This window comes from Novipirellula herctigrandis (genome assembly GCA_007859835.1).
Taxonomy (GTDB): Bacteria; Planctomycetota; Planctomycetia; order Pirellulales; family Pirellulaceae; genus Novipirellula_A; species Novipirellula_A herctigrandis.
This window is the reverse complement of sequence record SJPJ01000001.1, coordinates 1395253-1418581: the sequence shown is the minus strand read 5'-3', so window position 1 is coordinate 1418581 and position 23329 is coordinate 1395253. Positions and strand designations below refer to the sequence as shown.

27 protein-coding genes are annotated in these 23329 nt (G+C 51.3%); 1 reads left to right on the top strand and 26 read right to left on the bottom strand.

The window, feature by feature from the left end:
- Nucleotides 1-454: 454 nt before the first annotated feature.
- The 4 genes from CA13_RS05100 to CA13_RS05085 form a co-directional block, all read right to left on the bottom strand.
- Nucleotides 455-892 (bottom strand): hypothetical protein, encoded by a 438-nt coding sequence (locus CA13_RS05100; RefSeq protein WP_146394898.1) that lies wholly within the window; start codon nucleotides 890-892, stop codon nucleotides 455-457.
- Between the two features lie 14 nt (nucleotides 893-906).
- Nucleotides 907-1830: a DUF1559 family PulG-like putative transporter gene (locus CA13_RS05095; protein WP_146394897.1), complete on the bottom strand. Its 924-nt coding sequence runs from the start codon at nucleotides 1828-1830 to the stop codon at nucleotides 907-909.
- Nucleotides 1827-3539: a glycosyltransferase family 39 protein gene (locus CA13_RS05090; protein ID WP_146394896.1), complete on the bottom strand. Its 1713-nt coding sequence runs from the start codon at nucleotides 3537-3539 to the stop codon at nucleotides 1827-1829. The genes CA13_RS05095 and CA13_RS05090 overlap by 4 nt, the downstream gene beginning before the upstream one ends.
- A 65-nt stretch (nucleotides 3540-3604) precedes the next feature.
- Nucleotides 3605-4447, bottom strand: a complete 843-nt coding sequence (locus CA13_RS05085; protein WP_146394895.1) for a hypothetical protein — start codon at nucleotides 4445-4447, stop codon at nucleotides 3605-3607.
- Between CA13_RS05085 and CA13_RS05080 the strand changes: the two genes are divergently transcribed.
- The gene (locus CA13_RS05080; protein ID WP_146394894.1) at nucleotides 4446-4733 is read left to right on the top strand and encodes a hypothetical protein; all 288 of its coding nucleotides are present in this window, start codon (nucleotides 4446-4448) and stop codon (nucleotides 4731-4733) included. The two genes, CA13_RS05085 and CA13_RS05080, sit on opposite strands and share 2 nt — an antisense overlap.
- A 244-nt stretch (nucleotides 4734-4977) precedes the next feature.
- Here CA13_RS05080 and CA13_RS05075 read toward each other — a convergent pair whose 3' ends face one another.
- The 22 genes from CA13_RS05075 to CA13_RS04970 form a co-directional block, all read right to left on the bottom strand.
- Nucleotides 4978-5295, bottom strand: coding sequence for a hypothetical protein (locus CA13_RS05075; protein WP_146394893.1), 318 nt, complete (start codon nucleotides 5293-5295; stop codon nucleotides 4978-4980).
- Between the two features lie 30 nt (nucleotides 5296-5325).
- The gene (locus CA13_RS05070) at nucleotides 5326-6348 is read right to left on the bottom strand and encodes a hypothetical protein (protein ID WP_146394892.1); all 1023 of its coding nucleotides are present in this window, start codon (nucleotides 6346-6348) and stop codon (nucleotides 5326-5328) included.
- A 598-nt stretch (nucleotides 6349-6946) separates the two neighbouring features.
- Nucleotides 6947-8083 (bottom strand): CE1 family esterase, encoded by a 1137-nt coding sequence (locus CA13_RS05065; RefSeq protein ID WP_146394891.1) that lies wholly within the window; start codon nucleotides 8081-8083, stop codon nucleotides 6947-6949.
- Between the two features lie 215 nt (nucleotides 8084-8298).
- Nucleotides 8299-8598 carry a hypothetical protein gene (locus tag CA13_RS05060; protein ID WP_146394890.1) on the bottom strand — a complete coding sequence of 100 codons (300 nt, stop codon included), beginning with the start codon at nucleotides 8596-8598 and terminating at the stop codon, nucleotides 8299-8301.
- A gap of 55 nt (nucleotides 8599-8653) precedes the next feature.
- Nucleotides 8654-8986 carry a hypothetical protein gene (locus CA13_RS05055; protein ID WP_146394889.1) on the bottom strand — a complete coding sequence of 111 codons (333 nt, stop codon included), beginning with the start codon at nucleotides 8984-8986 and terminating at the stop codon, nucleotides 8654-8656.
- 212 nt (nucleotides 8987-9198) lie between these two features.
- Nucleotides 9199-9663, bottom strand: coding sequence for a YbjQ family protein (locus CA13_RS05050; protein ID WP_419193952.1), 465 nt, complete (start codon nucleotides 9661-9663; stop codon nucleotides 9199-9201).
- A gap of 69 nt (nucleotides 9664-9732) precedes the next feature.
- Entirely contained in the window at nucleotides 9733-10413 is a 681-nt protein-coding gene (locus CA13_RS05045) for a hypothetical protein (RefSeq protein WP_146394888.1), read from the bottom strand.
- Nucleotides 10414-10449: 36 nt separating this feature from the next.
- The gene (locus CA13_RS05040) at nucleotides 10450-11112 is read right to left on the bottom strand and encodes a class I SAM-dependent methyltransferase (RefSeq protein WP_146394887.1); all 663 of its coding nucleotides are present in this window, start codon (nucleotides 11110-11112) and stop codon (nucleotides 10450-10452) included.
- A 227-nt stretch (nucleotides 11113-11339) separates the two neighbouring features.
- Nucleotides 11340-11879 carry a hypothetical protein gene (locus tag CA13_RS05035; protein WP_146394886.1) on the bottom strand — a complete coding sequence of 180 codons (540 nt, stop codon included), beginning with the start codon at nucleotides 11877-11879 and terminating at the stop codon, nucleotides 11340-11342.
- Between the two features lie 235 nt (nucleotides 11880-12114).
- The gene (locus tag CA13_RS05030) at nucleotides 12115-13473 is read right to left on the bottom strand and encodes an SHD1 domain-containing protein (RefSeq protein WP_419193951.1); all 1359 of its coding nucleotides are present in this window, start codon (nucleotides 13471-13473) and stop codon (nucleotides 12115-12117) included.
- 1047 nt (nucleotides 13474-14520) lie between these two features.
- The gene (locus CA13_RS05025) at nucleotides 14521-14883 is read right to left on the bottom strand and encodes a hypothetical protein (RefSeq protein ID WP_146394884.1); all 363 of its coding nucleotides are present in this window, start codon (nucleotides 14881-14883) and stop codon (nucleotides 14521-14523) included.
- A 248-nt stretch (nucleotides 14884-15131) separates the two neighbouring features.
- Nucleotides 15132-15620, bottom strand: coding sequence for a ComEA family DNA-binding protein (locus CA13_RS05020; protein WP_146394883.1), 489 nt, complete (start codon nucleotides 15618-15620; stop codon nucleotides 15132-15134).
- Nucleotides 15621-15844: 224 nt separating this feature from the next.
- The gene (locus CA13_RS05015) at nucleotides 15845-16384 is read right to left on the bottom strand and encodes a hypothetical protein (RefSeq protein WP_146394882.1); all 540 of its coding nucleotides are present in this window, start codon (nucleotides 16382-16384) and stop codon (nucleotides 15845-15847) included.
- A 141-nt stretch (nucleotides 16385-16525) separates the two neighbouring features.
- A complete protein-coding gene (locus CA13_RS05010; protein ID WP_146394881.1) occupies nucleotides 16526-16744 on the bottom strand; it encodes a hypothetical protein in 219 nt (72 codons plus the stop codon).
- A gap of 213 nt (nucleotides 16745-16957) precedes the next feature.
- Complete coding sequence (locus CA13_RS05005; protein WP_146394880.1) at nucleotides 16958-17458, bottom strand: hypothetical protein; 501 nt, start codon at nucleotides 17456-17458, stop codon at nucleotides 16958-16960.
- Nucleotides 17459-17684: 226 nt separating this feature from the next.
- Complete coding sequence (locus tag CA13_RS05000) at nucleotides 17685-18443, bottom strand: PASTA domain-containing protein (RefSeq protein WP_146394879.1); 759 nt, start codon at nucleotides 18441-18443, stop codon at nucleotides 17685-17687.
- 408 nt (nucleotides 18444-18851) lie between these two features.
- Nucleotides 18852-19202 (bottom strand): hypothetical protein, encoded by a 351-nt coding sequence (locus tag CA13_RS04995; protein ID WP_146394878.1) that lies wholly within the window; start codon nucleotides 19200-19202, stop codon nucleotides 18852-18854.
- A 440-nt stretch (nucleotides 19203-19642) separates the two neighbouring features.
- On the bottom strand, nucleotides 19643-20101 hold the full coding sequence (locus CA13_RS04990) for a hypothetical protein (RefSeq protein WP_146394877.1): 459 nt from the start codon (nucleotides 20099-20101) through the stop codon (nucleotides 19643-19645).
- 152 nt (nucleotides 20102-20253) lie between these two features.
- Complete coding sequence (locus CA13_RS04985; RefSeq protein ID WP_146394876.1) at nucleotides 20254-20790, bottom strand: hypothetical protein; 537 nt, start codon at nucleotides 20788-20790, stop codon at nucleotides 20254-20256.
- 252 nt (nucleotides 20791-21042) lie between these two features.
- Nucleotides 21043-22047 (bottom strand): alpha/beta hydrolase, encoded by a 1005-nt coding sequence (locus tag CA13_RS04980; RefSeq protein WP_419193950.1) that lies wholly within the window; start codon nucleotides 22045-22047, stop codon nucleotides 21043-21045.
- A gap of 1 nt (nucleotide 22048) precedes the next feature.
- Nucleotides 22049-22285 carry a hypothetical protein gene (locus CA13_RS04975; RefSeq protein WP_146394874.1) on the bottom strand — a complete coding sequence of 79 codons (237 nt, stop codon included), beginning with the start codon at nucleotides 22283-22285 and terminating at the stop codon, nucleotides 22049-22051.
- A gap of 580 nt (nucleotides 22286-22865) precedes the next feature.
- Nucleotides 22866-23255 (bottom strand): hypothetical protein, encoded by a 390-nt coding sequence (locus CA13_RS04970; protein WP_419193949.1) that lies wholly within the window; start codon nucleotides 23253-23255, stop codon nucleotides 22866-22868.
- Nucleotides 23256-23329 lie beyond the last annotated feature (74 nt).

The window sequence follows — 23329 nt, the reverse complement described above, 5'->3', positions numbered from 1 at the left end:
GGGGGGGGGGGCAATGCCTTCGATGGCATTTATGGTGGATAATTCCAAATTGACTGTCACCCCGGTTTACTAGCCAAGCCAAGTCCTAAATGGAAAAACTCCTGGTTGCCCGGAAAAATGGATGTTGCGGCTGATATCTTTCCGACAAAAACGCGTCCGTTAAATCGGGCGTGGCAAATCGTCCCACCTGAGTTTCGGTCGAGGCAAATTCGGTAGCGATACAGTTTGTTGCACCAGATTTCGGGAATCGTGAAGGTAAAGAAGGGGCCAACCAGGAAAAGTGCGTTTCATCTGGGAGCTGCTAAAAGTCCCACTTAGAATGATCCGTCCACGAGGCCGTTATGCCACAAAAATCACGTAGTGTTGGTCGCTGATCCAGCCGAAATTCAAGTGTTTCACGCGGAATGTCATTGTGTACGACGTAAGCCCAGCATTGCCGTGGCTGGATTTGCGATCAATGGGAGTTTTGCCGAGTGTTTTGAGAATCGATTGCCTGACCTACACGATTTTTGGCATTGCGGTTCAACGTGTTGTTTGGTTTGCTCCGCGATTTCAATAAGCGTGGTAGAAGAGTTGAGGTTGGTCGATTGCGACTGTAGCCGAATTCCCAAGGCGTTGCGTCCGCAAGACCGAGTGTGGTACCTGTAATCATGCTACCAAACGCATATCCAAATGCCGCAAGTATCACGCTAACGGTGAGGAACCCAATTGCATTCCCACAAACCTCGTGGAATGACCCCGTTTTCTGTGCCAAGTGATGAATGAAGGATTCCTGAGCGGTCGTCGGGCGGGCGAGAAGCAGTAAAACAACGAACCGAATCAACGCTGTCTTACCAATCTTTACGTAGCGAGACGCGTCAGAAATGTCCGCAACGTGTTTGCATCCACTCATTCGGCCATCCCTTGTCATTGGGCCAGCCCTTCGGATTCGCCGCCGTCGATGCTCAAGGCTGCGGCCATCCGTCGCCAATCGGCACTCGTTGTGATGAATTGGACATGACCATCGGCAAAGGCGAACATCGCACCCCCGTCATGCGGCGAACCCCAATTTTCGCGAAACTCGATACCGACCCGGTCGGTTAGGATCTTGGTTCCCGTTCGCATTGTCCCCTTGGAACCGCCCAGCCAAATCGGCTCATCCCAGTACCACGACGTATCGAGTTGCACGACCGGATCGAACGCTTTTTCGCCAATCAGCAGTGTTTGACTCAGGCCATCTTTGATTGCGCGGAACGAGATCACATCGGGTCGATCGGGGAACGTCGCACCGTTACCGGCATAGTCGGTCTTGGTCATCGCAATCCCATCGGATTGATAACGCGCATATTGGTCATCGGCAGTTGCCATCGCTGGCCCCCGAGGACGTGACGGGCATGCAAACAGCGGCAGCGACACGCCACAGTTACCATTTTGGTAAGCAGCGCCCTGTTCAATCTTGGGCAGAATCGAATAGCACCACGAGCCGGTTTGTTTCTTACCGACCCAGTTTGGATTTCCCACACCCCAAGTGAAAGTGATCGCGGTAACGTTTTCGTAGGTCGTCGGTTGGATTTCGGTGCCCCCGACCAGCGTTAGAGTGCTTTTCGGATCTGCACCACCATTCGATGGAATCACGCCGAAGCTGTCATGGAACAGCGTCACGCCGAGAGCCAATTGGCGAATGTGATTTTCGCATTCGAGTCGTCGAGCCGACTCACGAGCCCGCTGCACCGCCGGCCCCAAAAGCGAAACCAGAATCCCGACGATGGCGATCACGACCAATAACTCGATCAATGTGAAGGCAGAAGAACGGCGGTGCAAACGACAGTTGGAGAATCTAAAGGCATTCATTTCCACTCCTCAGGAATATCTATATGATAAACCGTTGTGGATACCGAAAGTCGCTCATTGGGGTCCCGATCTAAAAACCAGTTTTCTGGGGTTCGAAGACACTGGTCGATCGATACCAGCCACCAACCTGGTGCGCAAGGACCGTTGCCGTTGACCAATCCATGGCCGTCCGTAGCATCGATCCCCAGACCTTGGTAATCCAACTGAGGGATCGGATGAAGTAAATAGACAGGACGCTTGCTAGGATTTTCACGAATCCAGTTCGCCATCGTCGGCAGATCCTGTCCCCAATCTAAATTGCTGGAGTTCAAATAGAGATGGCCGTTTCGTGAACCACCGATCGCTTCACTAAAAAACGCGTAGGATCGGGGCAGCGTCGAAATGCTGCTGAGCGCGAACCAAACGAGTAGGCCAACCAACATCTGCTGTAGCGGTTTCGCAAGGCGTTCAAACGGAAAGGCCGCAATCAAGATCACCGCTGGGAACGCGGGCAACACGTATCGCAGATGATGATTAAATCCGGTTTGAGAACTGACAAAGCAAAAAACAATTAAGCCGGGAGCAAGCACCATCATCAGACCACGGCGTTTGACACGCGAACGTCGTCGTTCTCGCTTTGCATGCAATACACCCATCCATCCTAATACGAGGATCAACCAAAAGCCCAGTGGTTCTTTGACCAGCCAAGCGACGATGTAGTAGTGCCACCAACCGTGATCGCGCCAGTTGCCCAGCAAATATGAGTGGAATTTCCCTTCGAAATCCCGTTTTTGAACATCGATTCCACTGATGTAATCAGCGGGCAACGGGGAGGGTATGTGAGCAAGGATCGTATTCTGGAAGCGATTTCCGGGAAGCGGAGCCCCTCTATCCGGATTGTTGTTGTTGCCACTAAGGGTTTGGCTGATGAATCGATACGAACCGATGGGTTTCAGGACACCATTGAAGTCATATGCGGCATGGATCAGCGCGAGGCTGATGGATGTAGCAAGCAACAGCCGAAGAACCTCGACTCGAAACGGTAATCGTGAGCGGCGATTAAGTCTTCGAAACACCAAAATCGCTAAGAATAGCGGCGGTAAGATGATCCAAGTAGCCTTGCTCAACATCGCCGCCGCAGTACTCACTCCCAGCCAGACGGAGTGTGTGACCTTTCCGGTGCGAAACCAAACGTAAAAGCACCAAGACGCCCACAGCCCAAAGACCGTGGCACCCACGTCCGGTGCAATCGTGGCTCCATAGGTGAGTACCATCGGTGAGAAGGTCCACAGCGTTGCCGCAGCCAAGCTAGACTTCGAGCCGCAAAAGTGCAGCCCGATTTTCCAAATTAGCCAAGTCCCGAGCAGCGAAAGAGGAATCACTGCCGTTCGGGCAACCAACATCCACGAAAGGACTCGCGGGCCATGTTGGTGGACGTAAGCCATCATCAGCAACCATTCCGAACGAATGCCAGGAGACGGTGGAATTGTTCGATACTCGATTCCACCGCCCAACAACGCAACCGGCAGTGCTGCGATCAGCCTGACCAGCGGCGGGTTGACACGGTAGGGATAAGAATCGGCATACTTCAGGCTATACAAACCACTTGGCAAATGAGCCCATTCGTCCCAGCCTGGACCTGTGCAGCTCACAATAGTAACCAACATCCCCAATTGCATTGCAATCAGTGTGACAAGGCTCGGGGACAAACCTAATTTCGATAAATTCATGCGAAATCCCCAAAGTTGACTGTTCTCGCTTTGGTGTAATCTTAAAACATCCTATGCTCAGTATTTCATGTACGGTTGACTCGTTTGCGATGGAAAAAGTAGACAGCAAAACATGCGAATCCGACCCCCGCGACGAGTAGTCGACGGAACCAAACAATCCCAGCTGGTCGAGCATCGAGCGGTGCCAACTCTGCAACAAAGAAAACTTCCAGCGGTGCGGGTGTAAGCTGAAATTCTTTGAGTTCGTAGTTTAACGATTTCATACTCCCGTTACTTTCGACAGTTGATGCACTAGAGGCAATTGGGATGTCGGTCTGTTGGTTGTCATAGACTTTAGCGTATTTCGACTCGTACCACGTTCCATCATCCTTGTTGTCGACTCGGGTTTGGGATTGCAGAAAACGATAGCCGGAAGAGGACAACTCAAACGTCTCGGAATTCGTAGCCGACTCAACGTCAACGAATCCTTCAATGAAAACACTATCACCTTCCTTTTTGACATGAAAGGTCTTGTAAAACTCTTTCCCGTTCAGCCAATCGGTGATTGTCTCGTGAATGAAATCGTGCGACACTTTGTTCGCTTGGCAATACCACTTGGCTGCTCTAACCCAATTCATACCTTCCTCTGCCGCACCAAACCGAAATATCGCGCCGGGGTCTTCGCGACTATTCGCAAAAATGCGAGCGTATCCCTCGGGTCGGACGATCATTCGCGTGATTTTGTTCGAACTGGAAGAATCCGATGTATTTATGACATCAAAGCGGTAGTATTGGTGTTCGCGTGACCAAAACTCAATCGTACTCTCAATATCCTCCCCATTTTGCACGATTTTTGTTACCGTCCAGACTGCATGCATGTTTCCATATATCTTTTCTCGTTCTCGCTGAACAGCAACAATCTCGTCCATGAGCGATTTTTCCTCCGAGCTGACATCCCTTGAAAGCCCGTTAGATTCGATCAGCACATTTAAACCGACCGCCAAAATCCCCGAAATCAAAATACTTTTCATAACGCAGTCTAACCTCGCTGTGCATTTAAAAAAGGGAGCCGACGCTGAGCATCTTGGCGGTGAAAGTGTTTTTCAATTCATCGGCCGGCCACTGGTAATGCATGCACATTTGCCAGTGGCCAAGCAACAGATAGTGGCTTTATTCACCTGCCCCGCCAACGTCACAGGTGCAGTTGGATCCTGACCATTTTTCGCAGCCGCATGTAACGTTTCCAATGTTGCCCGTGCAACCGTATTTACAATGTTTGACGTCTGCTGTGTCGTTCATGCAGCCGGCGCTTGTACACTTGTCGGACCCTACGCCTCCGAACACATTTCCGTGAGGCAGGAGCGTCAATAGCATCAATACCAAACCAAGTGTCCCAATCAGACTCATTACGCGTTCTCTCATCAAATTTCTCCAAAAAGGTCAATCTACATCCACGGCGTTATGGATTCGGATGCACCAAAGCCGTCACGTTGAGTGTTAACCCAGACGTGGAATCGTCACATATCAAGAATGCGGATTCTCGCTGCGGACCACTTTCGGATCGACCGTACATGGACACGCGAATCCACTCGGTTTGCGAAGGCTCAATGGTGATTGGCAAGTCCTCAATGGGCACCGCGCCACCGGTCACACTTACCCCTAACCCAAATCCGATGAAAACGAATAGGCACAACCAAATCACGTGGAAAAAACATGACATAACGCGTTGGGTGAATTTCCCCAGATGCCCATCTTCCGATATTTGACGAACTGTCATCTGCATTCCTGAATCGTCTCGCCAATCAGTTTACTTTCCTTGCGGATTTCGCTTAAACACCCAGTACATTAGAAAAAGCAAGAAGCCGAATCCAAGAAGAACAAGACGTCTCCACCAAGGCGAACCAGACGACTGCCCCGCCATTTCAATCGGAGGGACGAAAACACTTGCTGGGATCGGTGAATGGTCGACAGAAAGCGTTTCCAGAATATTCGTGCGTATTATACGCCTGTTACGCTGAACCGTCACGATTTCGGCCCGACTAGGCACCAACCCAAATTTCTCAAAGTCATATTCAAAGCTAGCCGTCTCGTCGTAGATTTCTATAAGGGCGCCATCTTTATGGGTGTGAAGCATCGAGCCACCCGTAAAAACATAGTGAAGATTTGGATCCATGGAAAGTGAAAATTCCATTCGTTCTTGACCCGATTCGTGAACACCATGGATGGCAACTCCTTTTTTGGAATCACCGAGAGTTTCGCCTTTAACCACAACTTTAAACTTTTCAATACTGTAACCCGATGCCTTAATTGCACTACCCGGATAGAAAGGAAAGGCATCATTATCATAAATGTAAAACTGCAACTGAGGCTTGTAGTACCAGCGACTGTTCAGATGGCCGATTCCGGAAACACTGATACCTGCAATTACTGGATCGGCGTCACGATGCTTATAACGGATTCTGACACAACCAGGGTCACCATTGTAAAGCGAGTCAATTATGCCGATCTGTGAAGCATCGTCACTCTCTAGGATCTCTTCGTCGAGGCGAAATAACTGCTCACGTTGCAAGTATAGCTTAATTCGCTTTACAGTTTTCTTCTCCGCTACATCCTTTTGATCTGAAGAAACTGATTCCGTAACACGCATCTCAATCGTAACACCCTGGTACTCGTCATGAACGGCCTGTCTTTCCGCCTTAACGATCGATGCCCATTTTGCAATCTCGGCATCCGCCATCACCCCATCAGCCGCCTCAGCCAAAACAGTATTCAGCGTTAGGGTAAGAATTCCCCAAAAGAGAGCGAGTAGGACAGGGAGTTTGATAGTCATTATCTGAACCCAAGCAAAAACAGAGGCTATACGTGCAGGAAAACAACACGGAACATGAACGCCTACCAAGAATGGACTCGCAACATTGGAAAGTCGATTTGCTGCAAGTGCTTACTTTTTGTCAATTCCAAGACAATTCACGGCGATGTCGGAGCATTTAAGACATGGTAGAGGATGATAAGGGGGCGCAAGCCCTTCGATGCCATTTTTGGTGAAATGATTCCAAATTGACTATCACTCCGGTTAACGAGCCAAGCCAAGCCAAGCCAAGTCCTAAATGGAAAAACTCCTGGTTGCCCGAAGAAATGGATGTTGTGGCTGATATCTCTCCGACAAAAACGCGTCCGTTAAATCGGGCGTGGCAAATCGTCCCACCTGAGTTTCGGTCAAAGCAAATTCGGTCGCGATACAGTTTGTTGCACCAGATTTCGGGAATCGTGACGGCAAAGAAGGGGCCAACCATGAGAAGTGCGTTTCGTCTGGGGCTGCGAAAAGTCCCACTTGGAATGATCCGTCGATGATGTTGTCGAGCTAAACGTGGCGCCTTTAGGGGCACTCCATTTCATAGTGCCCACTTCTGCGATCCCTATTCACTCGGTTATTCTCGCGTTTCGCGGGTCCCCGCCGGCAGCCGTGTTTTTGCGTCGTTGGATGGTTCTCCTCCAGACATGTTCGTTCCTTTGGTGGATTGAGTTGATGTCGTCTTGCCCTCAAAGAACTTCCAAATCTGGTCGGCCATTTCGATATCTTGATTCTGTGCACCTATGATCGCTAAATACAAACGGGAATATGGCTGCTTGATGCTTGGCTCGGCGTGCCCACCTCGGTCAATCCGAACGACGGCGACTTCGACATTCGTTTCCGCGTTTGTGTATGTATCGCAAAAGGCAGTGCAACCGTCTGCTTTTGTCCGGTCGGGATACCGAATGGAATGCGGCGTCTGCGCACAGTGGTTGTGCTTGACCCAGTACCGGATCGAATCGTCCGTTGATTGAACCTCTCCACGATTGCGGATCATTTTTCCGCCTTGGTACGGGACGATTCGATCATCGGTTCCATTCATCAGTAGAACGGAAACCGGATGTTTCGGTTGGCGAGCAAAAATGGGCTGAGGGTTGGCTGCTGCGATAGCCGCGACTGCCGCAAACTTTTCCGGTGCCTCGGCGGCCAAGCGTAACGCCATGTGTCCGCCATTGGACGTACCAGCTACGTAGATTTTTTTCAAATCGATGGGGCATGACTCGGCAACCGTCTCGATAAGGTCGCTCAGAAAGGCAACGTCGTCCGAATCTGGATTTGTGGAAAGGTGACGAGCGTCATTCCAGCCTTGTTTTCCATCGGGGCTAACGAGACCATCGGGTATGATTAGAATTAGTGCTTCTTTTTCAGCAATTGGCATCCAGAGGCGATAGGGAGCCTGTCGCCCGGTCACGCCCATCAGTTGATCTGCACTTCCACCATGACCATGCAGCAGCAACACTGCTGCACTCGGTTTACGTGGATGTGGCTCGGGAGCATAAACACGATAGGACCGCGCTCGCCCTTGGTGGTTCAATGTCTGCTTTTCAGAAAGACTCCATTTGAGGGTGACGTCGCTCGAATTACCCGCGGTGAAATCAACCAGTGGAGTTTCTGAATTCAATCGACGCCAACTCATCCCAAGCCACAGGATTGCCACGGCCATGGCACCTCCAACGGAAAGCCGAAGTATTCGCAGTTGTCGTTGGTTATGCATTTGAGTGGAACGTCCTTAGTCGGTGGGAGGATCTAGAAAGTTCGCCGTCACCGAGTAAGTCGAGTTAATTGTTCATCTATTGGCATTGGATGCTGCAAAAAAATAGGAACGTCGTGGGATGTCGCTTGCTGCCGAACAAGTGCCAAACCGCTGCGGTCAACCCGATGTGGCGAAAACAGGTTGATTTCAAGACCTAGCCATTTTGCGGCTTGACTTCAACGCTTCGTTTGGCCGATTCCCATGATCCGATGTTTCTTTCGAAGCATTCCAAAATATGACGCGAGGATGGCGAAAAAGATCGCACTTAGCAGTCCAAAACCTAACTGCGGATAGCCCTGAACAGGAATTCGATTGCCCTGTTCATCCACGGCGATTCCCATGAAGGGAGTGGTTTCCAGAATCTTCAAGATCGCATCCCCCGACACCGCGATACTGAGCAAGCACATTACGATGCAGGCGACCATGATCGCAAGAAATATCAATGTGGCGCCCCCTGCTTGCTTACTGTCCTGCATTGGCGGTTCGTAGGGGTTCGGTCCCTTCGGTTCATCGCATTGGTTTGGTTGGCGGTTAGGCATTGTCAGGCAGATCAACCTCTGTTTGTTCTCGATCAAATGGCAGCAGTTTGACATACCCAAAAAACCAAACGTAGTAGGTGGTCTTTTTCGTTGTCGTGCGATTGGCTGCGTTGCGAGTGGATACCCAGCACTTTAGCACCAACGGAGCGACGTAATTCGGAGTGATCTGGTGTAGATTGTTCGCCCGCTGGTACTGGGTTACGTCCATGATACCACGTGACTTGGTAGGCGGTCCGCAAGCCAAGTAGGCAGCGACAAGCACCGGAGCCATCAGCAAGGATCGAAGCGAAAGGCGAAAACTTCTGCGTTGACGTTTTTCGTTCATCAAAGCGTTGCGAACCGAGCGGCCTTGTGGTCATTCCATTGCATCAGAATCGTTTGCTCCTCCGCAACCACGCCCTTGAGATGCATTTGCGGGATGAAGATGCGGTTTAAAACCCTTTTGCCCTGTGCGATAAAGGGCAAGTGTTTATGTTTGGAAAAAAACAATCGAAGGTGTGGGCGTTTGAGTCCCGGAGCGTGAGAAACACGGTTACCCTATTGCGGTTCTTGGCCGTCTGGGGAAATCTTTGGTGTTACGGTTACTGCAGTGCCAATGCAGCAAATCATAAGCATCGAATTGCCGACCGTCGAATAGTCAAAATGCATGCCAACGACCGCATTCGCTCCCAATTGATCCGCGCGCTGTGTCATCTCAGCCATCGCGGTATTACGTCCACGAATCAGCAATGCCTCGTACGCACCCGAGCGACCGCCAACCACATCCGTTACAGCGGCAAAGATGTCACGAAGCACGTTCGCTCCGTAGATCGTTTCGCCGAAAACGGGGCCGAGGTAGGCATCGATGGTGTGGGTTGTCAGGGTCGGCGTTGTAGTGACCAGCATCTCCAACCGTGAAATTCCGGTATCGGAATCTGTACCAGGCCGTGGAGCTTGGCATGTCCAGCATATGTTGTATCCAAGGTCGGTTTCGGAGCCGCATGACGGGCATTTCCAAGGCATATTGATCAGTCGAATGTATGGGGTGGCGCGGTCGGAGAAAAAACGGTGGCTATCGTCGAGGATCGGGAGTTAAGTGCTCATTTTAACATTGGCTAATCTGTGACGCACGTCTCGCGTCACGATCTCGATCGGCAGCAATTCGGCCAACTTGAACAAGTCGCATTCTTCGGAAAAACCCACAGTTTTTGACTTCGGTTTAGCCTTGACAACATAATCGAATCGAATTCGTGTTTTGTTTTCAGCATGAGCCGTCAGGGTCACACGGGTGAGCGATTCAGGCTTAATGTGAGTGGCCGATTGGCCGTGAGAGATGACTATTTTCTTCGGCGTTACTAGAATCCTTTGTTTGAATAGGGACAGCATCGCAGTTTGGGCGACCATCGCGCCCAACACAGTTGGAAGCGCTAAAAAAACAGGCCAAATATTTGGCAAAACCATTTGCGGAAACGCAAATTTGAATGCGGCCACAATCAATAAGACAGCGACCGCAGTTGCGACTGACATGCGAAACAATGGGCCGCTGGAAAGTAGGTATTTGCGCAGCGCCCACCATTTTCGATGATTCGTGGACCATTTGGGAGCGTACCAAACAAGCTTTTTGTTTTGTGCAGGCCGAATTGGATGTGCTCCGAAAATCAGTGCCATGGGGGAACTATCATGAATTCGCTCGACGGCCAAGATGATTGCCGAATTTGCAGCGAGAAAACGATTGTGATAACCGAGTCGCTGGGCGCGGATCGTCCAAATCATAGTCGCCCGGTTCTGCAACTTCAATTCATCGCAAGGTTACGTGCCGGCCATCGGTGTTGCGGCATCTCCCACAACCAAGATGAAGCCGCCTAGTGGGAGCGAGGTTGGCAGTGCACGTTCGATGAACCTCGCAATCTTTCCCCCGGTCGGTATCTGTATGGCCGTGTAAACTTCAAGATGTTGAACGGGCAATTCACGGAAAAGCTGTTTGGCTTCTCTCACCGTGTGCCAATGCGCGCCGTGGTAGCCACCGCGACCGCCACCCCGCCCCTTTTGCATCCATAGAAGGCTGTGTCGGTTAAGAAAGCCGATCGCGAAGCGACGACGGGCAACGCGGAGAATTTCGCGGGTTGCCGCCATCTGCTGCTCGATGAAGCAGACTGCGGCAATTGAAATCACAAGGTCAAAGCTCGCGTCGTCGTAAGGAAGTGCCCGTGCGTCGGCAACTTCATAGTGCGTTTGTCCTGCATCGCGACCACGAGCATACGCCACCCATTTCGGATTGATGTCGGCACCTGTCACCGGTCCATCGATCGAGTCAGCCATTGAACGAGTGAAGTACCCCGTTCCACAGCCAACGTCGAGCAACGATTCTCCGGGGCGAGGTCGCAGGTGCTCAAGGATCAATCCCGCTTCACGCTCCCCGATCCATTGACCGCGCGGTGTTGAGTACCACTCATTATAGGTTGCTGCGTCCATTTCGATTCGCAAGTTGTCCTATCGTCCGCTGTAACGGGGCGTTGACGAGCGACCGTCAATTTCAAATTCGCCATGCCTGGCGGTTCGTTTCGCTGCTTGGTTGTCCGATATCGTGAATTGGCAATATGCTTACGCGGGCTCTGAAGCGTGGGATTGTTGCCTGCTTGTGTTTCAGAGTCCTATGCTGTGATGTCGATAATTCATTGTGTTGGCAAAAGAATTTGTCCCTACCAACCTCTGTCCATCGTCATCGATTGCAAATACATTTCGATAATCATTAATCCGCCAATGGTCCAGATCGTAAGAACGATCGCGAAGGCCATGACCGTCTGCACAATTCGCCGTTGAGCGGGCTTGCGGCGAAATGAAATTACTAGATACGCCACGCCGAAGATTGAACACAGAGTGGTCAGGATTTTGATCTGCGGTAGCCCCTCGCTTAGAAAGCCATTGACGGCGGCGAAAGGGAATGCAATTACTGCCAACGCCGACACCAAACTTGCAAACCGAACGTTGGTAAACCAAGAAACGAGGCAAAGCAAACCGAGGCAGGCAACTTCCACGGTATACAGCGAAGACTTTAGAATGTCGCTAGCCAAGGCATCGGGAAGGAGCGTTACGACAGTCCCGAATCGGCCAAATTGCCACCTGTTGGCGAAATTTCTTTCAAGCTGCGAACCAATCTGGTCAAGTGCAAGGTCAAATCCATATGCGAAAGGCAGGAAGCACAAAGCGCACAACAAAAGCACTGCATTGACAATTGTCACCCGTGCTTTCGAGCGATGAGGATCGTTGGTTGGGCTTTGCTTTGGATCTGCGGATTCGGTTTGAACAACCTTCGTAGATGCGATGAAGGGGGTGTACGGATTTTGTTCGTTTTTGGCGGCCAATGCTCTGATCGCTTATGATTTCTTCAGTCGTGTAACATTAATGATCACTGCGGTCCGAACGGGTCACTGTCCATTGCCCAAATTCAATTCCAAGACTTTAGTGGATCATAAATTATGGCGTCTCCGACGCCTTCTTTTGCTGACGCTCTAAGTATCGATTGTCCGTATCACTAAGCGAGTCAAAGGGCACCTCAATTTCTTGGCCGTTGTCCTCGCGTTTCAGAACCACGCTGTTCCCACTAGGCCGCAATAGCGTGGCGACGACCGAGAACCTCCCATTCTTACTCCGCCAAGTTCGTGGTTTTGCATCGATCGCTGTTCCTTTGGGAACCATTGGCTGAACTGCTGAAGAATTGGGTGAGACCGATGCGGTCTTCGGTTTTTGTTCGAACGGTTCCATTTCTGCGGATAAGATTACTCCGCCTTCGGCCGTGCGAATGAACAACGATGTCTTGCCATCATGGGTTGCAGCTTCAGGATGGTCCAACAAGTAGTCTCGACGGTGTGCCCAACCGTGACGAAGCTTGTCCATCTCTCCGTATGGGTCTGGGTATTTGATGCGACGAACACCCAATGGCGGTGCAGCGGCGGACAATTGTTGTCCCGTCATCATATCGTCAGCAATGACATACAACCTTTTCTGAGTTCGGTCGGCAATGACGAGGTTGCCCCACTCGTTGGGCAAACGTGTCAGTGGTAACCCACCCATCACGCAATCACGACCGATCCAATATCCCCCTCGGTCAATTTGGTACAGATACGTATTGCTGTCTGGATCCGCAGATAACACTTGGCGGGATTTGCCACCCGAGCGTACGTATTCGTCAAACAGATGTCCGGTGATCTGTCCGCCGCTGCTTAGGTTGAACGATTCGTGCCTGATCAGCAATTTTCCGTCGTAACTGACCGTGCCCAACGCTGACTTGGAGATTGGGGTAAATCTACCGCTCGTGGAAGTCACGAAAATCATACTATCTTGGTACGATGCCTGGCTTCCATCGCCGTGACAAGTCACCACCAGCTGTCCACGAAACGAAGGCCCTCCAGCAGCGGATAGGTGTACGACGCCTGTTTTGGGAACGCGCCACTCCTTGGTCAGCGCCCAGTCGTTGCCCCTGCGCTGATAGAAATTGATGATGCCTTCAATTTGGCTCGCCACAATGATTTGGTTGCCTCGGAAAAGAACCGACCGTGGCGCCGGGCTTTCGATTTCGGCCGTCACCACGCCAGCAACGACGTCGTATACCGAAATCACATTGTCGGCTTGGTGCGTGATCGCGATGAACTTACCGTCTTCGGACATTTCCATGGCCGTCGCGGAACACTCCAAGTCCAATGGTTTAAAGACAATGTCGGCTCCAGCACCAGCACGCTGCACGCCATCTTGGCCGACGACAACGTTGGCCAACAAAAGCGTTGAAAGGAGAAACAAGGTAGCGAGCGACTTGTTGAAGTGCGGCAATTGGGGCATGGCGGACGAAAGGAAATGGCAGACAGAAGAATGGGGACCATAATTTTGAATTCCCATTATAGTAAAAATTGTTCGCCTTCGGTGCAACCGTTTGCCAGATCGCAAGTTGAACTCAAATCCGAAACGCAATTTTTAGATGTTGTCAAAAGGTTTCCGGCAGGGTGGTGAAATTGAGGACAGCGATGGGCGTTATCGTTGAATTGCAATTATAGCAGGGGTGAGTCGCTGTTCCGGTTCATGCATTGATTCTGGTGTGTTCGTGGTCACAGGGCACCCCATGACGGGCGCACCCTCATGGCGGCGCCCCGATGTCGGTGTTGCCATCGTTTGCAGTGGTCGTGGTAGCCTTGGATTGGTCTGTCCGCATTATGCAATTGTGCATGCCGCTCGATGGTTTTCGTGCTGAAACAGGGGGCAATAATTGGATGAGACCGTTTGGACTTCTGTGCCAACCAGCTTAGTGAAACGGTGTGTTGCCATTCGCACCGGGGGCGGAGCGGATCGTACCTCAAATCGCATTTTCACACTGTCAACGAGTGGATAAGCATCTCCGCGATGCAGCCGAACCTCGCCACGCGTCAAACTTTCCCATCGACAAGTTCATCGGCGCAAGCACGGGTTGTTTTTTTTGTAGTTCTAAGTCAATAGATGTATGGTTGGAGTGACGAAGGGAACTCATCAACCACGTATGTTTAACAAGAATCGCAATACGAGCCATCCGGAAAATCCAACGAGTCCACCTGTTGCGGCCTAGGGAATCTCGTAGTGAACTGGTGGAGCAGTTGCGATAGCGGGCGCGAGCATCGCCCCAATGAGGCTGGACGTGAGAACCGTGACAATGCCCTGTGCAACGCGTGCCCGTTTAATATGGTTTTGGCGGGACGTTGCGGTTGGGGTTGCTGTGCTCGCCGTTGGTTCGTAGGGATTCGGCGCGTCTACCACGTTTGCGTTTCTACCTTAAGTCACACGAACGGCCTGTTCATCGTGCCGCGGAGCTAACACAACCAATTAACAAAACATGTTGTCTTGTTCCAGTGGGTGATGAGGCTATTCCGTATTTGGGATTTGGTTAAGAGTTACGTCATGGAGCCAATACCCTTGCCAGACTTCTGAGTAGATCGCTTCATGATCAACGGAAATAGCAAGCCGATCCCCAACCGCAATGCGAACATGATCTGGTATTCGGTTCTCGTAGATTATATTTAGCGTTTCATCGTTGCGCTGTAATACGATTGCCATATAGTCGTTGTGGTATTGCATCCCCTTTTCGTCTATCAGAGTGTCACGACCCTGATCGGCATCGACCTTTGCAACCGTCCAATAGACTTCTCTTTGGAAACAGCCTGGGGATAACGTTACCGCAAACGCAGCGGTAAGAATCAAACGAAGCGGCGGTGAGCAATGTGTCATTTTCTCTTAATCAAAATCAATCGATTCACAAACTTCGAATCGCCTCGAAGGAATAACGGGTGCCGTATGCGGGCAGACGCATTTGTTTAAGGATTTCCAAACCCCAAGATCACGTACTTCGTGTTAACGCATGGTCGTTTTCTGTACGCAGCAGTGTTTGGGGGCCGTTTAGGGAAAGTCAACCCGCAGGACTTGAGGCGGTCCATGCCCCAAGAACGTCACTACTTATGACTTGAAATTGACAGTGCCTAGTTGTTTTGGTTCGTCGTTTCTATGTCGATTGATTGCTTCTCTGCGGATTGTCTATCGGGATGTTGCACTGAAGTATCATGCTTGATGACAATATGCGGCCGAAGCAGTTCGACCGTCTTGGGGCCGATACCATAAACGTCGTCAAGTTGTTCGACGGTCAAAAAGGGACGCCCAGAGATGATTCCGTTCGCGATGGCATCGCTAACACGTGGTAACAAGCGTAGATCGTCATACGACACAACGTTTACATCCATCGGTGAAATTTGCAGCAAGCGGTCATGGCGACTGATGTTTGGGGCAAGATTTTGGATTTGATCTTCGACCGATTGATTAAATGGATGGCTGCGATTGGAATACGATGAGCGATCTCGAATTTTTGCAAGCAGGGCGATCACAACAACTGACGTGACGATAGCTAGAACGAACGAAAAGCCGACTGGTTTCGGCTCTTGAGTTTGCATGTATTTGCGTTCCGATACTCCCATGACTAAAAATCCAATTTGCGAAAATATGAGTTCAAAATTGAAACGCTATGGTTCCGTTCCGAAGAGAAATGACGTTGAAATCACCGATTGGGGGCATTGCGAGGATCAACGCCAATGATCCGAAGCTTTTCCTATCGCCCCTTCTACAAATGGTGGATGTCAGTCGGCTAGCGGCCTGGATCACCGAGGCGGGAAAGTTGATTTCTCATTGTCAAGTCGCTCGGTTATTGCGACTTCGGTTCATCGCATGGTTCGCCGTGGTTATTGGCGTGATCCATGATCCGTGTGAACCAGTAGGTTGCAAGAAACGCCACAATATACAGCACGAGGTGCGCAACGAATCCAAGCACCAAGGGTGTTTTCGGAAGAGTAACACGATCAAAAAGCAGGAATAGGTTGTAGAACATCATGAGCGGGCAGAGAAAACCAAACAGTACCGTTGACGTCAGGTACAACGAAACCGCGAATGGACGGTCCGCCCCTTGAACACGTCTGCAAATGATTAACCACCAAAACACGGCAACGAGCGAACATCCAATCGTGTAGCCAAGACGGTCGGTGTCATGTTGGTTTTGTGGCACAGCCCAGTCAAGATAGGCGTAGATCACCGCAACGATTAGGGGAAGTGAAAACAGGTGAATAAGCCGTACAGGACCGCGTGGTTGCCTGCGAAGTCTTGAAGTGGGGAAGAGGCCAAGAAGCGAAACCGCCCAAGTGAAGATGGTTGCAAAGACCGTGATTTCAATAAGTCTTGTGTCTATCAACCGATTTCGTGCTGGCTGGCGAACGACCCGCATCACCGGGGCGCGTGAGCTGAGATTCCACTCGTAAGAGCGAACGGGCCTACGTGTGCCCGCGATCGTTATCCGACATTATGAATTCGAATTCGTGGTGAGGCTTGAACTCTACTCCACTAATGAATTTGGGTCGGTGTCCGGTTGGCTCTGTTCCAGCGCGTTCAGTCGACGATCCACCTCCAACAAGCCCATGCACACCACAATTGACAACAGTACCAAGGGAAGCAAGAGAATCCCGTCGGAAGAGTCAGACGTAAGCATCGCGATTAGATAGCCCAGTGCCGAAAACAACAGTATAAAGGCATCAATCTTAAGCATGTGTTTCATAAGGGATTCCTGGTTATTGAGGTAAGCTTTTTGATGAAATCGTTTTCACAACGTAAAGAATGACAACTGGATGTCGACGCCCCTAAAGGTCTGTCATAGCCGATGTCATCCACAAGCAATCAATCCGTCGGTGATCGGTAGTGATCAGCGGGGACGCGCGAAAAATCTCAACTTCAAAAACGCCGACTCGCGGACTCCGTGTGCACGACATGGCTATCCCCCGCTCTCCCGTGTCCGACGCCGCATAACTTGGATTCTGGTTTGATTTTCCGTGCCGAGCAGCAAAATGGCGATGACGCCGCCTTCGTCGTTGGTGAAGAGGGTTGTAATCTGCTTTAGAGTCGGAGTAAACCAATAGGTAACAATCGCTTTCGTTGGATCGTCTTTTGGATTGATCCCGTGTTCAACGCAAAGTTCAGGTGCCACAGCAGAGCGTCTATCATAGTCAGCAACTTTTTCCGATAGATCAGGCGTGATGAGCCGATCAGAGTACCATTTAACGATTTCGTCAAAGCTTGCGACAGACGAATGAATCACTCGACTTGTGATCGCGTTGCGGCCGCCGATTTCCTCCACATACGACTCTGCTATTCTCAGTGAGTCCAATTGGACTTTCGCGGTGGGAGAATCCATTGTCACCGGAAACATCCATGACTCTTCGGCACATGCGATGAGGGGCAGTGCAAACAATGTCATAAAGACCAGCAATCTCATTGTGACCTCACAGTGATTGGGGTGCGGAAGACGAGTCGTTGCGGTTCTTTGCATATCTCGATTACCCTACCACGCCACACGATTTTGCAAAACGCTCGGTCATCATCAGTCGGGCAACGACAAAGATAACCGGGCTGGGATTTCGCACGCCATTTTCAACACGCTATGTCCGGCTCCGGTTTGTCGTCTGGTTAACCCGTGCTTCGTTGTTGATCTCACTTGTTCCCTAATCACGGCGGACTCGAATTACCTTCCCTTCTTCAATCACGGCGTTGAGACGCTTTGGATTACGGCGTGACAAGCCGATCGGAACGACCGAATCATCCCGCGCAATGATTCGCCACTTCAGGCCACGATTCCGAGCAAGACTAGCAGCTTCGTCTGTGTCCAGCCCAATCAGGTCCCGGTCAGCCAAGTCTGTTACGGCCTCACTCTTTTCTCCGGATAGCAATCGTCCGATGAGAATGGGATTGGAATTGATCCGCCCACTTGTTTCTCTGGGGGTGTATGCAATCGGTCGCCCTTCGTGGTCCGCTTCAAACCACATCTCGCCACTTCCAAGCCCGGTTCGCCCATCAGTCCGTGTATCATTCACTCGCGACTTGTCTGTCGAGTCTAAAACGCGAACCCGGAACCGCCCATCCGGTTCGATTTTCACGCTGAGAATCATACAGACATGTCCGGTAGACCTACCTCTTTCCAGGTTCGGTTTGCGCCAAGCAATGAGGTCACCAGGGACAGCATCTTTCATTCGACGAATCTTCATCCAAAGGCCATCCCCCTTTTCCCCGGCACGATCGAAGGTTTCGTAGAAAGTTGCGGCAAGGGGGCGTGATTTCCAAGGGGCGAGATCGCCGCGAAGGGCCAAGTAATGTTCTGGGAATTCACGCCGAAGGGCGTAGCCCATCAATCCGGAGCAATCGCATTTGAACCGCCCCGTGGTCTCGTCAATGTCAGTCTTGTGCTGATAGTTGGATGTTTTCATGGAGGCCAACATACCGGTCAGGCGTACTCGAAACCTCGCTGCGGAAGGTTGCTCTGACGGCCAAGCTTCGAGGGCGGGTAGCAATCCCAGAAAAAGGAAAATACCAGAGAGAAGAGCTTGTGATGTCTTGAAACGCGTCATGTTTGCTCGTGTTCTTGTCAGTGGGAAATCAAGTAAAAGTCTTAGGCGAACCACCACCGTCAGCGAGTCGCGGAAGCTGATTTGCCTTTACCAACATTCGCAGCCATCGCGACTCTGGTGCAATCCATGGTGCAATCCATGGTGCGTCAATTTCTTGCAATAACGAACGAGCGAACATCTCCTAACGCGGTGACCTGAGGGTTCTGAGTGTCGAATCACTCTGCGTCCACATGTCGACTACATCAAAAGTAATGGCGAACGGTAAGGTCAAAAGAACTCCACGTATAAAGCCAGAATGGTCGCAAAGGTGGTCGCGATAGAGAAATGGACGCGATTGATACCGAGTCGATTCTTGGAAATGCGATAAGCCGCCGTGCAAACCACGAAGCCGGCTGCGAGCAAAAGCATCAGCCAAGCTTCCGTAATTGCATCCCGCATCGAAGGCGAACGCAGAAAGTCGAGGCCATTGAGAATCGTGCCGAGCATCACGTACGCAGCAATGCAAGTGCCACAAATGCTGGCAACGATCAAGTACGGGTCCCGTTGCAATGCGAGTACGGGCTTTGCGGCAGGATCATCGACGCTCGTCGACGGTTGGTATGGATTCAAATCGATCATATTTCAGTTCGACGGACGTTGCCATCAGCGGGCCGCGACAAACCATTCAGCCACTGACAAAACGCCTGACACTCAGCTCTGGTGCATCGCGTGGCTGTCACACGGGTATGGGTAATGCGCCGATCCAGTCACGGTGATGGGTCAATTGACCGAGAAATTTAAGTCTTCGTAACCTCCGTCCGGCCTTCGGCCCCTTCGGTGGCAAGCGACAGTTCCTTACCAACATCAGTTTAGCGAAGGTTTAATTTGAAAGCAACAAAGGACGTTGTCGAAATAAGCGGTCGCCAAGGGATTATCGACAGCGCACCGTTCGTATTGTACCAATCGCCACGAGTGTGATAACGGCACGGCGTCAAGGTGACCGGAATGTTGGTTGCGCGTCGTCATAAGGCTCGCAAGTCCATTTCTCCGGTTCAACCGATGGTGGTCCGTGACGTTGATTATCCCTGCGCAGGAAATGAAATCCCCAAGGTAAACACGGAAGCGATGAACAACGCAAGGATAATGGCTGATACCAGTACGATGATTGCAACAAAAACGCCGATGATCGAGAAAAAATGAATCACCCAAAGTTGAAAGCCACGTTTAGGCCGAGTGCGTTTTAGATACACAAGCAGACCGATTGGCCAAACAGTGGCAAGGACGAGAATTTCCCATAGCCGAATCGGGTATCCACGAATATCCGAGTCGAGATATGCCCACATGGTTGCCGGTGCAGCAGCACACAAAAATAGTATCAATACGAAAACAGGAGGCGTTGATGTAAAGGCAACAAGTAGCAAGCAGATATTGAGCAGACCGTAGACCGAAGCAACAGCGAATCGACAAGCTGAAGTTCGCTCATCAACAGGCGCAACAATCTCAGGCGTCAGAATGGTCGGTTTGTATGGGTTTGTCATCGCAGTTTATTGGGGCAATGCGAATTTCAGAAACTTGGATCGAATATCGAGGATGGTTGCTGGGCCGACGATGGTTATCGGCCCGAGAGGGTGAAATTAGATTTTAAATGACGCGGGCGACCGTTACTGCGGTGCGTGGCATCGATATTTGGCTAGTCGGCTTTGGTCGGCACCGATGGAATGGCATCAGCAATCGCGTAGAATCCACAACGACCGCGTCGAGGAATTGCGTACCATCGATCGGAAATCTTTGCAACGACGATGCGAGTTCGGTATTCGAGACCATCATAGTCTGCAATCACCACTTCGACGTTCATGAATTGCTCGCCGTAATAGGAACTCACCAGTAGGCCATGTGGAACATCCATCTCTTTCATTGATACGACTCGTACGGTGTCGGGCATCAATCGCCGAGTCATGTCGAATACTGTTAACTCTCCCTTTTCGCTTGAGAATTGTGTTGTGTGTAAGCACTCCGCATAGCGGCTGGGCCAATCATTTTTGCCTTCGCATACACCGAGGAGCCGAGATCGAACGAAGATCTTGTGGTTCTTGGTGGCAATAGCGCGGACCATGTTGGACGCGGATTCTATTGGTGATGTGTAACCTTGCATACTCTCGGAGTTGGTCAATTCAATACCGCTTTGGGCTGCCACCGTCGGCGCGTTGATGACAAGCGAATTGGCCATGATGAGCAAAGTGAGGAAGTAGCAGGAGCGTAGAAATACGATGATTTTTTCTCCGTAGGAGTGTTTGCTAAATGACGTTTATCGTAAGCGGTCCGCAACGTAAGCGGTCCGCAACGAGAGATGTGCCGTTGCGAATCGGGCGGTTTCGCCACTCGGGTTGACGGCAATTTCGGGGCTTCTCCAAATCGATGACTGGGCGAGCTAAGTGCTTCGGCGAATGGACTGCTTCGGTGGACATCGTCGCGACAATCCTCACCGCATCCGGTGCTGCATGATGAAGGCGACGAAAGCGATCCGCGCCGGATCGTCCTGGTTTAGCATGCGGTCCTTAATGGAACCGTGGTCCCGGTCCTTGAATTCGCGGAATCGCGAGGTGTCGCAGCCGGTCTTGGCCAGGGCTTCGTGCATACGGCGGTTCTCGTCGCTGCGTTCCGCTAAGTCGTGGTCGCCGGTGATCAGCAACATCGGCGGGGCGCCGGGTCGGACGTGGGTAAGGGGTGCGGCCTCGTCCACGATTTCCGTAGAACGAGGAATGCCACGCTCTTTGCGCACCGTGCTATGTGTGATCATTTGGCCGCTTACTGGCAGCGTTCCCGCCAGCAGGTCCGTGTCGATTCCCGCAGCGGTGAGCCAACGTTTGTCGATCGCTACCATGGCGGCGAGATAGCCGCCTGCGGAATGGCCACTGACGAACACGGAACGGGGCTCGCCACCGTATTGGGCGATGTGTGTGTGGACCCAAGCGACTGCCGCAGCCGCGTCTTGGATGTAGACTGGATACTGAACCTTGGGGCTAAGACGGTAGTCCACCGCCGCCATCGCGATACCAGCTTTGGCTAGCGACGAGCCCCATTGCCGTTCGCTGTCTTTGCCGCCGGATTCCAGCCCGCCGCCGTGGAACCATACCACGCAGGGAAATTCTGTGCCCGACGCGGGTAGGTAAAGATCCAGCTTGCAACGGCTCTTTGCGTAGTCGTTCGGTTCATTCGCCAGTCGATAGGGAAGGTCCCTTACGATTCGCACTTCCTCAGCGGAAGCGTCGAGGCCGGTCGCGAGGAGGGCGAAGATGAGCAGACGCAGCAATCGGATGCTCCGCAAGCTTGACGGCGAATGCCATCGACGTTCTCTCGATTGCGCCGGTCGCAGCAGTCCAAGTATTCGCATCTCAATCATCGTTTTAGGTCTAGCGGCAGTGGTCAGTGGGGACGATCGGAAAGCACACCAAATCGAACCGCGTTTTTGTGTGCTTCGGTGCATTCTACAGTAATCCTTCGTCGCCTTTGATTTCCGGTTCATTAGGACGCGGTTCAAACCCAAGGGAGGCGTCAACGACAGTGATGATTAAACCACGCTCGCCGTTCTCGTCAGGTTCCATTTTCAAAAAAGGTTCGTTCCGGATGACCCCACGATACCGTCCGTCACGCTCGTGGCGAAGTTTTATTGTACCCGATGTAGGATTTCCGTCTTTTGGGTCGACGTATGGTAAGGCGGCCATGTATGTCGCTCCAATTGGATTGTATGAAGTTATCGACTTGTCAACAGGTATTCCGGCGTTTGCTGTTGCCCGCTCAACCGGTATTGCGATGTCCAAAGTTAGGGCAGGGGAACACTGTTTCGATTTTTGATTTAAGTGGTGCTACTTCTAATCGGGATTGGTGCAATGCAATGAAAACCCCAAGAATCGGCACCAATATCAACGGCGTCGCTAAAGAGATGCGAAACCGTGTCATTTCGAGGTATATATAGAGAGCATGTGTCTGTTCGAACTTCCGCCGTATAGCAGTTGGCAATCCCGAGTAGGGAGGAGCGATGGTCCATTAAAAAATGCAAGCCGGATTTTGGGCCATGCCATGGTTCTGTGCCTACTCACCGTGGACGGGCAAACATCACATGATAACAGTATCAGCCAATTCGTTTTCGTCGGACTCGATTAGCACAGGCCTCTTACAGAAATACCACAGGGCAAAAATCCAACTATTGGGCGGAAGGTTAGGATTAGCTGGATTGGCCCACAAAGCGTTGAGATGTTTGGGAATTGTCGTGGCCCGCTCCGGTGCGACCCGTGGCGCTGCTTCCTACGGAAACATGAGTGCATTCGGATCATAGGCCAAGGAACGCGTTAAGAAATCAAGGATCTCGCTGTAGCTATCGTTCGATTCATCGAGAAAGGGGCCTTTTGCCGTCTCAACAAGCCGTGCATCGCGCACAGCCGTTTGTAGTTCGGGGAAAGTTTTTACGCCCAAGTGTTGAAGCGAATTTGAGGCATGCATCAAAAAGACACCATCCGCATTGCCTGTATGGAATTTCTCGAACCTTGCAAGGTCGTAGAGTTGCAGGATCAGGTGATTATGAAACCGGATGTCGCGTTCCTCAGGTTCCTCATGAGCGATTTCGATCATTTTATTGATCCAAACGGAAGTTGCGAGGACATAGTCAACTTGCTTTTCGGTGCGCGTTCGTTCCATGGCATTGCGTTCGGCGGACCGTGTTGTAAAACCGCCAAACCACCAACCGAGCGCAAACATAGCGGCAAATAGAA